Here is a 12,430-nt window from a genome sequence, read left to right on the forward strand (position 1 = left end):
CGATGCAGGCCCGCGTTTCCGCTCCCGCCTGCATCCTGATCGCCCTTGTGGTGATCCCCGCAGGCGTGGCGGGGCAAGGCGTGCCGGTGATCGATGCGAAAAAGGTTGCCCTTGAGGTGCTCGGCCTGCGCGAGGAGGCGGCCCGCACAGGGGAGTTGCAGGCCAAGAACGAGGAACGGCTCCGGCAGATTGGAGCGCGCGGCGATCAGCTGGCGGCGGCGCAGGAGACGCTCGATCTGCTGTCCGAGACTTCCCGCTTCGTGCCGGGCCTCGAAGCCGCGGGGGTCGCGGGCGATGGTGCCTTCACGGGAGCCGCGGAAATCTACGCCGCCCCCGACAACAACCCTTATGCCGCCCGCATCATGGGCGATGCACCCCTCACGATCGAGCAGATGATAGCGGACACCGCGCAGGCGCATGCCGGACACCCGGCGCTGGCGCGGGCGGGCATCGATGCGGTCGAGTTCCGCTGCTGGCTGCAGGCGCTCGTCAAGCAGGAGTCGAACTTCTCCATCGGCGCCCGCAGCCCTGTGGGCGCCTTCGGGCTGACCCAGATCATGCCGGGCACCTTTACCGAGCTTGGCATTCCCGACAATGGCAGCCGCCAGGATCCCCGCACCCAGCTCGATGGCGGCGCGCGCTATCTCCTGAAGGGCCTCGGCATGTTCGGGACCATGCCGCTGGCGCTCGCCGCCTACAATGCGGGACCCGGCGCCGTCTCGAGATATGGCGGCATCCCGCCCTACACGGAGACCCAGACCTACGTCGCGAAGATCACCGGCTACTACAACCGCTATGCGGCGCGCATGGGCGGCGATCCGCAAACCATCGGCACGCTTGATCCGCGCGACATGGTGATCGCCGAAGCCTCGAACGTCTCGGACGCGGCCGGGGGCTATGCCGCGGTCAGCCTGAATACCATGGCGGGCTCCATGACCCGGCTGAAGGACATCCTGCGGCAGGTCGAGGCGACCCGGTCTGCCAAGGCCGCCATGGATCTCAACACCTATGCCCGCGTCGAGGTGGCGCGCATGGCGGTGATCCTGACCCGGCTGCAGGCGGTGAAGCGCAAGGTCGAGGCCGCCCGCACCGCGCTGCTCCTCGAGGCCTATGCGCGCGACGAGGACTACCTGAACATGAGGATCGACGGATGAGACGGATCTCGAAAGCACTCGCACTCGGCGCCCTGTCCGGCGTCCTGGCCCTGCCCGCCGGCGGACAAGGCGTGCCCACCATTGACGCAACAAGCCTGGCCAAGCTCGCCGAACAGCTGACCGAGGCAAAGCTGCAGTTGAAGGAGCAGATCGCCCAGAACCTCAAGCTCGACGAGCAGACGACACAGCTTCTCCAGCAGATCGTGCTGCTGCAGGACCAGATCCGCGCCTTGCGCGATGGGCTCACCCTGGCCGACCTCGGCGTCGATCCCGAGAGCTTCCTCCGAGACATCCTGCCTGGGTTCTCGGACCTGACTACCTCGGTCGAGGCCGCGCGCATGGGCGACTGGACCCGCGTGCTGGCCTCGGGCGATGTCCTGGGCAGCGGGCGCACCGTCACGGGTCATGTGGACGGCACCTTTGCAACCGCGGGCCTCACGCGGGAGCGCGTCGACACGCTGGCCAGCAGCGAGGACCACACAGCGGCCAGGATCGGGCAGTCCGCAAACGTCAATGCCTTCATGAGCGTGGCCGCGGAAAGCTCGGCACAGGCGGCGACGGACAGCCTGACGCGGCTCGATGGTCTCGTGCAGACCATCCCTGACACGGCCGGGCTGAAGGAAGCCATCGATCTCAACACGCGGGTCACCGCCGAGCTTGGCATTGCGCTTGCCAATGTCTGGTCGATGGAGGCGATCCAGACGGTCGGTCAGGGTAACATGGGCGTCATGGACGCGGCAACCGCGGCCGACGAGGAAAGGTACCTGCGCATGAAGCTGGAGGACTGACCATGAGACGGACGGCATTGCTGAGCGGGCTGGTGATCCTGGGCATTGGCACGATGGGCCCGGCGCAAACCTCCGGAGCGCCTCCTGACCTCCCCGAGCCGGAACTGCAGGAACTCTTGGACCAACAGGCCGAAATGAGCGAGGCGGAACGGAAAGCCGAGGAGGATTTCCTGAACCTCGACCTGTCATCCGATGTGGACGTGTCCAGTGTCGAACGGGTGCCGAGTGCAGATCAGAACCAGCCCAATCGGACCTGTGAACCCACGCCGGAAATGAATGCCAACCTGAGATCTCCAGGAAAGAGGGGGAACAGAGCTTACCGCGACATTTCAGCTTATCTCTCCGTAACGAATGTGATCGCGAAAAAAGATTGCACTTGTGCGGCTAAAATCATCCCGCATGAAACCGTGGCTCTGTTTGCGGAGCGGTTGCGCGAGCAACTGGACGTGGACGTCCTCACACCGGATCACACCCGCGATTTCTACAAAGCTTATGAACGGCAGATCAAGATCATCGACGCAATGTGCGGGGAATACTGATGGCCCTTGTCGAAGATATCCTGGGCGATTTAGACGCAACGGTTCTCGACGTCGGTGAGAGATACTTCACCTCAACAGCCGATGCCCTCGACCCCATGCTGACGATCGTGACCACGCTGCTGATCGCGCTTGTTGGTGTCAACATGGCGCTCGGGGCTTATCGGCTGTCCACGCGCGACGCCTGGCAGGTCGTGTCACGGATTGTGCTGGTGTTCCTCTTCGTCCGGTCCTGGGCCAACTTCGGCGCGATCTATGATGCGTTATCCTCAGGCGCGGGCAGCCTTGCCATGAGCTTCTTCGATGGGGCTGCTGCGACACCCGCCTCTGCCATGGATCAGTTCGCTGTGCAGATGTCCGATGTGGCGGACGGTGCCGCCCGATCCGTCAGTTCCATCACACGCGGCCTGGTTGCCGGGCTTCTCTTCATCATTCTGTCGATCCTGATGGCGGCTTATGTCCTGATTGTCGGCTTCTCGAAGATCATGATCGCCTTCCTTCTGGGGGTCGCACCTTTGGCAATGATCGCCACCCTGTTCGAGCGCACCAAGTCCCTCTTCGAGGCCTGGCTGACCTCGTTCGTAGGCTATCTGATGTACCCCATCGCCGCCGCCGCCGTAATTGGTGCTGTCGTCTCGATGGCCGATGCTCAGTTCACACCTCAAGGAGATGTTCGGGACTTCTCTATGATCCTCGGCTTTCTCTGCGTCACCTTCGTGGGCATCTTCGCGCTTCTGGCGATCCCGACGGCGGCGGCCAACATCACCGGCAGCTTCAATCTGGCCAACTTTGCGCCTGAAGCGCTGCGCTTGGTTGCAAAGCCAATGACGATGACAGGCGGATGGGCTTTCGACCGCGCAAAATCCAATGCCGAGGCGTTCAAATCCGGCTTCACGACCGGCATGACCCCGCCCCGTGCGGAGCGTGCCCGCCAGCGAGCCTGGACAGAACGGGGCGCCGATCTGCGCGCCAAGCTGCGCGGCATCAACATCATGCAAGGCAAGGGTGACACCGGCGCATGAGGCGCCCGAGCTTTGGAGAAGGCCATGAAGGACGGCGAGGCTGACAGCAGGACGATCCTGGAAACCGAACTGATCTTCGGTGTCCGCCGGCGCGAGCGGCTGGCCTGGGGCGTGGCCATCGGCGGGGTTCTGGTGGGCCTCGGCGGAGTCGCCCTCGCAGGGCTGACGCTGCCCCTGAAGGAAACACAGGCCTTCCTCGCTATCGTCGACAAGGACACGGGCCTGGCCGAGCGCGCGGTGCGGATCGAGGCGGCCGGTGTCGAGCAAGGCGCCGCTGTCGAACAGTCGCTCCTCTACAACTACGTCAAGAACCGCGAGACCTATGACGAGGCCGACAACGAGGCCCGCATCCTCAAGGTCTACCGCATGTCCACGACCCGCGTACAGGCCGCGCTGAAGGCACAATGGGACAAGGCTAATCCGAACTATCCGCCGCTGATCTATGGTGCGAGCGGCAAGGTCGTCGTGGATGTGCTCTCGATCACGCCGGTCGCCGAGAACACCGCCCAGGTCCGCTTCACCAAGCGCCTCGAGAAGCCCGGAGAGCCGGACCGGATCGGCAAGTTCTATGCCACGGTCCGCTACGTCTTCGAGCCGACGACCGCGAGTGCGGTGGAGCTCGTTTGGGAAAACCCCTTCGGCTTCACCGTCACCGATTACCGCATCACGGCCGAAAGCCTTGATGCCCAGGATATGGAGGTCAGGCCATGATCCGCTCCGTCACGATCGTCGCGCTGCTCGCGCTGTCCCTGCCCGCCCTGGCCCTTGCCGAAGCGCGCCCCCGCGCGGGTGGAAATGACAGCCGCCTGACCTATGCCACCTTCCAGGAGGGGCAGGTATATACCATCAACACCCGGGTCCGGAACGTCACCCTGGTCGAGCTTGGCGATGGCGAGACCATCCGCTCGATTGCCATTGGCGACAGCGAGGCCTTTCAAGTCGAGAAGCTCGAAGGCTCCAACGTCTTCACCGTCAAGCCGGTGCTCGAGGGCGTCAGCACCAACCTGACGGTCGAGACCAACCGGCGCTTCTACTTCATCCATGCCGTGGAGTCGTCGCGAGCCACGCCCAACTGGTCGGTGAAGTTCACCGTGCCGGGCAGCGGCGGATCGCGGTCCCGCGGCGCGGCCGCGGCGGCGGCAATCCCGGCGGAGGTGCCGATGACCTACCGCGTCCTGAGTCGCAGGGGTGCCGCGGAGTTCGCGCCGATCGGGATCTCGGATGACGGCAAGCGCACACTGTTCCAGATCCCGCCGGGCGCGCCGATCCCGTCGGTCTTCCGGGCCGATGCAAAAGGCCGGGAGTACAGCGTCAACACCAGTGTGAACGGCACCGTCATCACCGTGGGCGCGCGCTCGGAACGCTGGGTGCTGCGCTATGGCGATGCCCATGTCTGCGTGGAGGGCACGAAGCCTGGTGCCGGGCAGAGGACGCGCTGATGGCGGAAGCCGATCCCCTGGAAGAACGGCTGCGCCGGATGAAGCCACCGGCAGCCAGGCCGCCCCTGTGGCGACGCCTGGCGCTGCCTGCGGGGATGCTGGCGGCCGGACTTGCCGGGGGCGCCTATGTGGCAACGGTTGTCCCATCCGGAGATCCGGCTCCCTTCCCCTTGCCGACCTCGGATGTTCGCGAGTTCCAGGACGACACCGGGCTTGACGGCTTTACGTTGACCGAGAGCGAGCCGAACCCTGCGTTGGCCCTGCCGGACACGCGCAGCGTTGTGCGCACGGTCGCCGATCCGCAGGCCCAGGCTGAGTTAGCGGCAGCACGCGCAGCCCTGGAGCAGGCCAGGGCCGATCTCGCGGCAGCCAGGGCAGAGCTTGCTGCGGCGCGGGCCAACCCGACGACGTCATCCGAAGAGCTTGACGCCCTGCGCGCGGAACTGGACCAGCTGAAGGGCGACATGGCCGGCAAGGACCAGGCGCTGGATGAGCTGACCCGCGAGAACCTGCGCCTGCAATCCGATCTGGACCTTGCTGCCGAACTGGCCAGCCAGACGCAGGTGCAGGCCGACCTGGAAGCGCAGCGTCTGGCAGAGCTGGAGCGGCGCCGGGCAGAGATGGAAGCGCGCCGGGCCGAAGAGGAAGCCCTGCTGCAAGCCCGCACGCAGTCGGCGATGGTGGCATACCGGTCAGGCGGCGGCGGGACAGGGGAAGACAGCGAGGCGAGCGGCACCGACGAGCGGTCTGACGCCGCCGAACGGTTCCGGCGTGCGGGCCAGTCCGAGGCTGTCCAGGCGAAGGTCATCTCCGAGCCTTCGCGCACCGTGGTCCAGGGCACACTCATCGAGGCGACGCTCGCCAACGCCATCTCCAGCCAGCTCGAAGGCAATGTCGCGGCCACCGTCAGCTATGATGTCTGGTCGATGGACATGGCCAGTGTCCTGATCCCGCGCGGCTCGCGGCTGTTTGGCCGCTACAGCTCGTCCATCGAGAAAGGCCAGCGGCGGATCATGGTGGCCTGGGACCGGGTGGTGACGCCGGACGGGCAATCGGTCGACCTCGCCGCCTACGGGACGGACCGCGTCGGCCGGGCTGGCGTGACGGGCCGGGTTAACACCCGCACCCTGGCGCGCTTCTCGGCGGCGGCAGCCGTGTCGATCATCGGCGCCGCCCCCGCAGTGCTGGCGGCCGCTGTCGAGGAGGACAGCGATGACGGGATCGCCCGCGACACTGCTGAGGCCATCGGCAGCAACGCCAGCGATGCGATCGGCGGGGTGATCAAGGACTACATCGACATCCCTGCCACGATCAGCGTCGATCAGGGCGCCGTGATCATGGTCATGGTGAACGCCGACCTGGAAATGCTCCCATGACGGAGGTGGGCCACCTGGAAACCCGGCTTGGCATCCTGCAGCCCTTAATCGGCGACGAGGCCACCATCGAGATCGCCATCAACGCCGACGGCCGGGTCTGGGTCGAGCGCGCAGGCGACAGTCATATGTCCTTGGCCGGGATCATCCTCCCGCCCGTCGAGGTCAGGGATCTGGCGGGTCTGATCGCCAACAAGCAGCGCCTGACCCTGACCGACAGCCAGCCCGCAATCTCGACCACTGTCGAGGTTGCCGGAGCCGCCCTGCGCTGCCAGGCCATCATTCCGCCCGCCTCCGCAGGGGGCACGGTGATCTCGGTTCGGGTGTTCCGCCGCAGGGGAGCCGGCACTGCGCCCCGTCACTTCCGCTTTTTTCGCGACCAGACCGTGTCGCTGGAGGCGGAACGGCTCCAACAGCTGCGCGCCATCCGCGATCTGGCAACGGAAGGCGACGATCCAGACGCGTTCCTGCGGGCCTGCGTTCAATCCCGCATGAACCTCGTGATCTCTGGGGGCACCTCATCGGGCAAGACCGAACTCGCCCGGCGCCTCTTGTGGATGGTAGAAGACGAGCACCGGCTTGCGCTGATCGAGGATGCGGCCGAACTGCTTCCCGGCCAGGAGAACATGGTCAGCCTGATCGCCGAACGGAATGAGGCCTCCACGCGCTCTGCCGACAAGCTCCTGGAGATGACCCTGCGCCTGCGTCCCGACCGGATCATCCTGGGCGAGCTCCGCGGCGTAGAGGCGGTCACCTTCCTCGAGGTCATCAACACCGGGCACGAGGGCAGCTTCACGACCATTCATGCCACAAGCGCGCGAAAGGCCGTCAACAGGCTCGCCTTCCTGGTCATGCGCGCGGGCATGCCGTTGACGCTGTCCGAGATCCGCGACTACGTTCTCGGGTCCATCGACGTGATCGTGCAGACCGGCCGGATCGGCACCGAGCGAGGCATCCTGGAGACGTGGTTTCCGGGGCTCGATGGAGAAAGGCCATGACCCGCCTGAGCGTTGCGGTCCCGACCGGCCTGATCACCGGAGCCTTTGTCGGCGTGATGATCGGTGGCCTGTGGCTGCAGTGGCAATCGGGCATGAACCCCAATGCCGGCCACCCCTTCGTGCTCCTCACCGATTTTCCGGGCCTGCGGGCGGCGGGACGGGAGCCGTGGCGATCGGCCTATGGGATCGTGCTGGCGGGCGCAGTGCTGCTGGGAAGCCTCGGGGCGGTCCTATCCGTTTCCCGGCGGCTGACAACCTACGGCAAGGCGCATTTCCAGAGCCGCCGCGAGGTGCGGCGCAGCGGGCTCGTGCAACCCCTGGGCGCGGGCCTGGTGTTCGGCAAGTTCGGCAGACCGCACAGGACAGGCCGCTTCGTCTGCGGCAGCTATGACAGGTTCCCGCATGCCCTGGTGGCCGCGCCGACCCGCTCGGGCAAGGGGGTAGGCTATGTCATCCCGAACACACTCCTGTTTCCCGGCTCCTGCGTCATCATGGACGTCAAGGGCGAGATCTTCGAAGCGACCGCCCGGCACCGGCAAGGCGGGGGCGATCGGGTGTTTCGCATCGCGCCCTTCGACTTCGAACATCCGACGCACCGCTACAATCCCCTTGAGCGGATCGCCCGCATCGCTGACACCGATCAACGCTTTACCGAACTTTCGAAGCTCGCCAGCTATTTCCTGATCCCGAAGACCGAGAAGGGCGGCGCGTCGGACTTCGTCGTAGGCGCGCGGCAGCTTTTTGTGGCTGCCGGGATGCTGGCCCTCGAGCGTGGCACGGCCAGCATCGGCGCCATCGCCCGTCTTCTTTTCGATACCGCCAACAAGGAGATCGCCTTTCGCAGGCTTGCGGGCGAGACGCGCCACGCCCCTTCGGCCACGATCTTTCTGAACTTCTCGGGCTACTCGGACCGGACGCTGTCTTCCTATGTCTCGGTCCTTGACGGGGCGGGCCTGGGATTGTGGCTGAACCCGCGCATCGACAAGGTCACGGCGGTCAACGACTTTTCCTGGAACGACATCCGCCGCAGCCCGCATGCGATCTATGTCGTCGCCAATTCCGACGACATTCCGACGCTGGCACCCCTCTTGCGGCTGATGTTCGGCGAACTGATCGCCACCATGCGGGCGCGCATCCCCGACCCGAAGCTCGAGCCCTGGCCGGTGCAGATCATCCTCGACGAGTTCGACCAGCTTGGCCCCATGCCGATTATCGTGCAATCGCTGAAGCAGCTTGCCGGTCATGGCGCGCGGGTGTCGATCATCACCCAGTCGGTGCCGGGGCTGGAAAGCATCTACTCCGAGAACGAGCGGCTCTCGATCGAGGCCGCCGCCGGGATGAAGCTCTATATCGCCCCCAACGAGAAAAAGACCGCCGGCGAGGTGGCCGAGGCCCTGGGCAAGACCACCCGGCTGGCGCTGAGCGACAGCTACTCGCAGGACGGCAAGGGTTTGCTGAAACGGTCAGTCTCGCGGCGCAACGAGGAGCGTCCGCTGATGACGGCCGACGAGATCCGCAGGCTCGCCCCGGACAAGGTCATCCTGATCCCCGAGCGGCAGAACCCCATTTTGGCCGACCGGATCGTCTATTATGAGGACGTCCGGTTCAAGTCCCTTGTCGATGCCCAGAAGGGACCGCTGCCCTATCCCGATCCCCTGCGGGACGAACTCGACACCCTCCGGGCGGAGGTGGCCGCGCTGCGCGATGCCCGGGTTGTCTATTCTCCGGCACGGCCTTCCCATCCTGCGACGAAGCCTGCGGTGTCGACGGCGCATCTGGCGCAGACAGTCCTGGGAGAGCCGGAAGTCTCGGCGGGTTCCGTTGTCGTGGGCAATGACGTTGTTGCAGCAGTACAGGCCGGGATGGACGATTTCGATCGCCAGCTGCGGGAAACGAAAGCCGCTGCCGCAGAGATCGACCCGTCGTGAGCAGGGCCACGATGCCGGTGTCCTGGGGGGCTTCGATCCGGCTTGGGATTGCTGCCCCGCGGCGTCACCCGTCCGGGAACAGGATCGCCTCGATGTCCATGGCGCCGTTCACGACATGCAGGATCGTGATCCGCTCAGGGGTGACGCGATAAAAGATCAGATAGCGCCCATGCACCCGGCGCCGAATGCCGTGGCGCTCATGGCGGGGCACGATCGGCCATGCCAGCGGCATCTCCGCCAGGTCCATGCAGCACTGGTAAAGCTCCCGGATGAAGGTCACGGCGCGGGCAGGATTGTCGCGCGCGATATAGTCGCCGATCCCCTCCAGGTCCGCCTCGGCCGTGGCGGTGATCTCGACGATCATTCCGTGTCGCGCGGCCATGCCTCGTATCTGGCTGTCAGCCGCGCCGCCACGTCCGCAGCAGGCCGCATCCGCCCTGCGTCGGCATCGGCCATACCACGCGCCAAAGCCTGGTCCAGCACGGCCAAGCGCATCTCGCGCTCCTGGATCAGGCGGATGCCCTCGCGCACGACCTCGCTTTTCGAGTTGTAGCGGCCGCTTTCGACAAGCTCCGCCACATAGCTTTCAAGCTTCGGTCCAAGTTCGGCACTCAGCATGTCCTGCTCCTTATGCTGGAACCAAGGTGGCAAGTTTCATAACAGTTATCAAGTCACACTTTTGGTCGATGACATGAGTTACTTTCTTGGACTCTAGGTCGTGGCGCAAACGACAGCGTCGTCAGGCACGTTCCGACCGGTCAAACGCCGCTTGCCGCCCTTACAAATCCAGATCGTGCTCCTTGCGGACAAGCTCGTGCGGTGCCTGCTCGCGGGGATGCTCGTTCAGCCGTTCCCTGGCGATCTCCGCCTGCCGCCGGGACAGCCCCATGCTTTCGTGGCTCTCGGCGGCTGCCACCAGGGCGCGGGCAATCTCGCGCCGTGAGCCTGCCTCGGGAAAGTCGGCGGCTAGTGCCGAGGTGTCACCCCTGGCGATCTGCGCCATGATCGTCTCGCCGTAGCGCTCCTTCAGGTCAGTGGCAAAGCGCTCGGCATGATCCTCCCGCTCGAACTCCACCCGGCCGTGCCGGTGGTGCACCGTGGCCAGCGTCTCCAGGGTGCGGACCAGGCGGTCGTCGTCTTGCTGGTGGGCGGTCCTTTCGATCGCACCGATCCCCAGGGCCCCGTCCAGGATCGTCGTGGCCCGGGCATGGAAGCGGTCCAGAAGATCTGCGGCCTGCGCGCGCCCCTTGGCGTCCTCCAGATCGAGCCCTTGCGCGGCCGCGACGGCCCTGAGGTCCGCCTTGACCCATTCCCGCTCCTGCCAGGCATTCGCGGCGCGATGCTCGAGCCGCCGCTCCATTGCGCCGCGCTCGATGCCCACCGCCTCGGCCGCCGCCACGACTGCCGCGCGGATCTCGCGGGTGGTCTCTCCGCTCAGCACCCGTGTCGCGCTGCCCCGGGTGATGGCGTCCCCGTCCAGTTCGGTCCGGTAAAGCGTCGAGCGCGGCGGCTCCATCACCAGTTCGGCCCCGCGCGCATCGCCAAGGTCGCGCAGGATCGCGGTCGTGACCTTGGCCAGCTCAATGCGCATCCTGCGCCGGTCCTTGGGTCCCAGCGTGGCGATCTCGCCTTCGACCCGATCGAGCCAGCCCGAGAAGACTCGGTCCAGATCCTGCCGGGTCCGCGGCGCGTCCGTGTTCTGCACATCCATCATCTCACCCTCCAGGGTTTTCGAACTCACGATGCCGCCTGCCTCCAGGATCGCGGCGGCCCGTTCCATGCGCAGCTTCACCTCCTTGAGCCGGGCGAGGCTGGCGATCCCCGCCAGCAGCCGCAGCGTGGCGGCGCTGCGCGTGACCACCGCCAGCCCTTCCTCAAGGGCGGGTCCGTGCAGCGCCCGCTCGCGCACCGGACGATGCTCGCGCGCGGCGCCCTCGATCTCGGCGCGGGTGGGCCCATAGGTCAGGATGCCCCGCTCGAGCCGCGAGGAGGCATCGAGCTCCACGCCCATCCCGCCCGCGATCTCGACCAGCCGCTCCTTCATGGTGGCGAGGTTGAAGGCATGCTCCCTTGCCATGAAGAACCAGGTGCCCTCCTCGAGCCCGCGGTTGTTCACCACGATATGCACATGCGGATGCGAGCGGTCGGTATGCAGTGCCGCCACATAGGCCCATTCATCCTGCATATGAGTGCCTGACTGGAACATCTCGAAGGCCCAGGCTTCGGCAATGCGCAGCGCCTTCTTGGGGGAAAGGTCATAGGGGAAGGAGATCAGCAGATGCGTGGTGTGGCCGTTCTTCGGATCGCCCCGCCAGCCGTCCGACCAGTCGAGCGCGATGGCGCGGCGCTGATCGGCCGAGAGCACCTCCGCGTCGGGATCAAGCCCGATGGTGTTGCCGAACACGGCCTCGGACTTCGTGAAGAGATACCGGAGCTGGGCCTTGAGCCGGCCCGGCGTTAGCGTGCCGCCGCGGGCGATCTTCTTCAGCACCGCGGCGTTCGAGCCCTGGCCGACCCGCCACAGATTGCGGGCTCGCGCCGAGAAGGACGACCCCCCTGCCCCGGACCGGCGTCCCCGCGCCTTGCCGAACCCGCTGTCCCGGGCCACGCGGCCGCCGGCGCGGCGCAGCCGGATCTCGCCGATCAGGTCATCCGCGAGGCCCGCCATTCTCCGCCTCCCTGAACTCGGCAAACAGCCGGATGCCGCGCCGACGCTGCTCGTCCACCACCGCCCGCAGATAGGAGCGCATCTCCGGCAAGGCCTGCCGCAAGGCACTGAGCGCCGCCCAGTGCTCGGGACGTGGATCGATCCGGCCCTGGCCCGCCGCCAGGGCGATCGCGTTCACGGCGACGCCGATCCCGTGCAGCTCGGCCCGGATCGCCTCCAGCCCGGCGGCTGTGGCCGGCTCCGCCTCCAGCATCCCCGAGGCAGAGCGCACCAGGGCGCGGAGCGCATCCGAGTTCGAGCCGAGGCCATGGCACGCCTTCAGGGTCTCGAGCGCCTCCCTCTCGGCAGGCGACAGCCGCGCCGAGACGGGCTTGCCCTCCGTGGTGGCGGTCTCCCGGCTGCGCCGAGGCTGGCTGGTACCCGGCGTCGCGGCCGGCTTGGATTGGCGGCGCGGCTTCGCGGTCAACCGCCCATCATCGCCAGGGCGCGCTGTGTCTGCCGGGGGCGGGGTCGTGTCTCGAAGG

13 protein-coding genes are annotated in these 12,430 nt (G+C 66.4%); 9 read left to right on the forward strand and 4 right to left on the reverse strand.

All coding sequences use genetic code 11. From position 1 onward, the window contains the following. The first annotated feature begins 2 nt into the window (after positions 1-2). The 9 genes from RAH32_RS16570 to RAH32_RS16610 are packed head-to-tail and all read left to right on the forward strand — an operon-like array spanning position 3 to position 9,238. Positions 3-1,154: a lytic transglycosylase domain-containing protein gene (locus RAH32_RS16570; RefSeq protein WP_306609303.1), complete on the forward strand. Its 1,152-nt coding sequence runs from the start codon at positions 3-5 to the stop codon at positions 1,152-1,154. Further along, on the forward strand, positions 1,151-1,942 hold the full coding sequence (locus RAH32_RS16575) for a type IV secretion system protein (protein WP_265501431.1): 792 nt from the start codon (positions 1,151-1,153) through the stop codon (positions 1,940-1,942). The genes RAH32_RS16570 and RAH32_RS16575 overlap by 4 nt, the downstream gene beginning before the upstream one ends. Before the next feature lie 2 nt (positions 1,943-1,944). Beyond that, positions 1,945-2,481: a hypothetical protein gene (locus RAH32_RS16580; RefSeq protein ID WP_306609306.1), complete on the forward strand. Its 537-nt coding sequence runs from the start codon at positions 1,945-1,947 to the stop codon at positions 2,479-2,481. Further along, positions 2,481-3,500 carry a TrbL/VirB6 family protein gene (locus RAH32_RS16585; RefSeq protein WP_306609307.1) on the forward strand — a complete coding sequence of 340 codons (1,020 nt, stop codon included), beginning with the start codon at positions 2,481-2,483 and terminating at the stop codon, positions 3,498-3,500. The genes RAH32_RS16580 and RAH32_RS16585 overlap by 1 nt, the downstream gene beginning before the upstream one ends. A gap of 24 nt (positions 3,501-3,524) precedes the next feature. Next, the gene (locus RAH32_RS16590) at positions 3,525-4,211 is read left to right on the forward strand and encodes a VirB8 family type IV secretion system protein (RefSeq protein ID WP_306609309.1); all 687 of its coding nucleotides are present in this window, start codon (positions 3,525-3,527) and stop codon (positions 4,209-4,211) included. After that, positions 4,208-4,939 (forward strand): TrbG/VirB9 family P-type conjugative transfer protein, encoded by a 732-nt coding sequence (locus RAH32_RS16595; protein WP_306609311.1) that lies wholly within the window; start codon positions 4,208-4,210, stop codon positions 4,937-4,939. The genes RAH32_RS16590 and RAH32_RS16595 overlap by 4 nt, the downstream gene beginning before the upstream one ends. Then, on the forward strand, positions 4,939-6,315 hold the full coding sequence (locus RAH32_RS16600; RefSeq protein ID WP_306609312.1) for a TraB/TrbI/VirB10 family type IV secretion system protein: 1,377 nt from the start codon (positions 4,939-4,941) through the stop codon (positions 6,313-6,315). The genes RAH32_RS16595 and RAH32_RS16600 overlap by 1 nt, the downstream gene beginning before the upstream one ends. Next, positions 6,312-7,310 carry an ATPase, T2SS/T4P/T4SS family gene (locus RAH32_RS16605; protein WP_306609313.1) on the forward strand — a complete coding sequence of 333 codons (999 nt, stop codon included), beginning with the start codon at positions 6,312-6,314 and terminating at the stop codon, positions 7,308-7,310. Before RAH32_RS16600 ends, RAH32_RS16605 begins: the two co-directional genes overlap by 4 nt. Further along, positions 7,307-9,238 carry a type IV secretory system conjugative DNA transfer family protein gene (locus RAH32_RS16610; RefSeq protein WP_306609316.1) on the forward strand — a complete coding sequence of 644 codons (1,932 nt, stop codon included), beginning with the start codon at positions 7,307-7,309 and terminating at the stop codon, positions 9,236-9,238. The genes RAH32_RS16605 and RAH32_RS16610 overlap by 4 nt, the downstream gene beginning before the upstream one ends. 64 nt (positions 9,239-9,302) lie before the next feature. Here the strand turns inward: RAH32_RS16610 and RAH32_RS16615 are convergent, their stop codons facing one another. The 4 genes from RAH32_RS16615 to RAH32_RS16630 all read right to left on the reverse strand — a co-directional run bounded on the left by RAH32_RS16615 (position 9,303) and on the right by RAH32_RS16630 (position 12,372). Further along, entirely contained in the window at positions 9,303-9,620 is a 318-nt protein-coding gene (locus RAH32_RS16615) for a type II toxin-antitoxin system RelE/ParE family toxin (RefSeq protein WP_306609318.1), read from the reverse strand. Next, positions 9,599-9,856, reverse strand: a complete 258-nt coding sequence (locus tag RAH32_RS16620) for a type II toxin-antitoxin system ParD family antitoxin (protein WP_306609320.1) — start codon at positions 9,854-9,856, stop codon at positions 9,599-9,601. Before RAH32_RS16620 ends, RAH32_RS16615 begins: the two co-directional genes overlap by 22 nt. A 160-nt stretch (positions 9,857-10,016) precedes the next feature. After that, positions 10,017-11,906: a relaxase/mobilization nuclease domain-containing protein gene (locus tag RAH32_RS16625; RefSeq protein ID WP_306609322.1), complete on the reverse strand. Its 1,890-nt coding sequence runs from the start codon at positions 11,904-11,906 to the stop codon at positions 10,017-10,019. Next, positions 11,887-12,372 (reverse strand): DNA mobilization endonuclease VirD1/MobC family subunit, encoded by a 486-nt coding sequence (locus tag RAH32_RS16630; RefSeq protein WP_306609324.1) that lies wholly within the window; start codon positions 12,370-12,372, stop codon positions 11,887-11,889. Before RAH32_RS16630 ends, RAH32_RS16625 begins: the two co-directional genes overlap by 20 nt. Between the last annotated feature and the right edge of the window lie 58 nt (positions 12,373-12,430).

Source organism: Paracoccus yibinensis (assembly GCF_030846195.1).
GTDB lineage: Bacteria > Pseudomonadota > Alphaproteobacteria > Rhodobacterales > Rhodobacteraceae > Paracoccus > Paracoccus yibinensis.

Bases quoted from the DNA above. Each gene is read 5' to 3' on its own strand.
- RAH32_RS16575 (WP_265501431.1), top strand. From the start codon at position 1,151: ATGAGACGGATCTCGAAAGCACTCGCACTCGGCGCCCTGTCCGGCGTC.
- RAH32_RS16625 (WP_306609322.1), bottom strand. From the start codon at position 11,906: ATGGCGGGCCTCGCGGATGACCTGATCGGCGAGATCCGGCTGCGCCGC.
- RAH32_RS16580 (WP_306609306.1), top strand. From the start codon at position 1,945: ATGAGACGGACGGCATTGCTGAGCGGGCTGGTGATCCTGGGCATTGGC.
- RAH32_RS16615 (WP_306609318.1), bottom strand. From the start codon at position 9,620: ATGGCCGCGCGACACGGAATGATCGTCGAGATCACCGCCACGGCCGAG.
- RAH32_RS16600 (WP_306609312.1), top strand. From the start codon at position 4,939: ATGGCGGAAGCCGATCCCCTGGAAGAACGGCTGCGCCGGATGAAGCCA.
- RAH32_RS16570 (WP_306609303.1), top strand. From the start codon at position 3: ATGCAGGCCCGCGTTTCCGCTCCCGCCTGCATCCTGATCGCCCTTGTG.
- RAH32_RS16590 (WP_306609309.1), top strand. From the start codon at position 3,525: ATGAAGGACGGCGAGGCTGACAGCAGGACGATCCTGGAAACCGAACTG.
- RAH32_RS16605 (WP_306609313.1), top strand. From the start codon at position 6,312: ATGACGGAGGTGGGCCACCTGGAAACCCGGCTTGGCATCCTGCAGCCC.
- RAH32_RS16610 (WP_306609316.1), top strand. From the start codon at position 7,307: ATGACCCGCCTGAGCGTTGCGGTCCCGACCGGCCTGATCACCGGAGCC.
- RAH32_RS16620 (WP_306609320.1), bottom strand. From the start codon at position 9,856: ATGCTGAGTGCCGAACTTGGACCGAAGCTTGAAAGCTATGTGGCGGAG.
- RAH32_RS16585 (WP_306609307.1), top strand. From the start codon at position 2,481: ATGGCCCTTGTCGAAGATATCCTGGGCGATTTAGACGCAACGGTTCTC.
- RAH32_RS16595 (WP_306609311.1), top strand. From the start codon at position 4,208: ATGATCCGCTCCGTCACGATCGTCGCGCTGCTCGCGCTGTCCCTGCCC.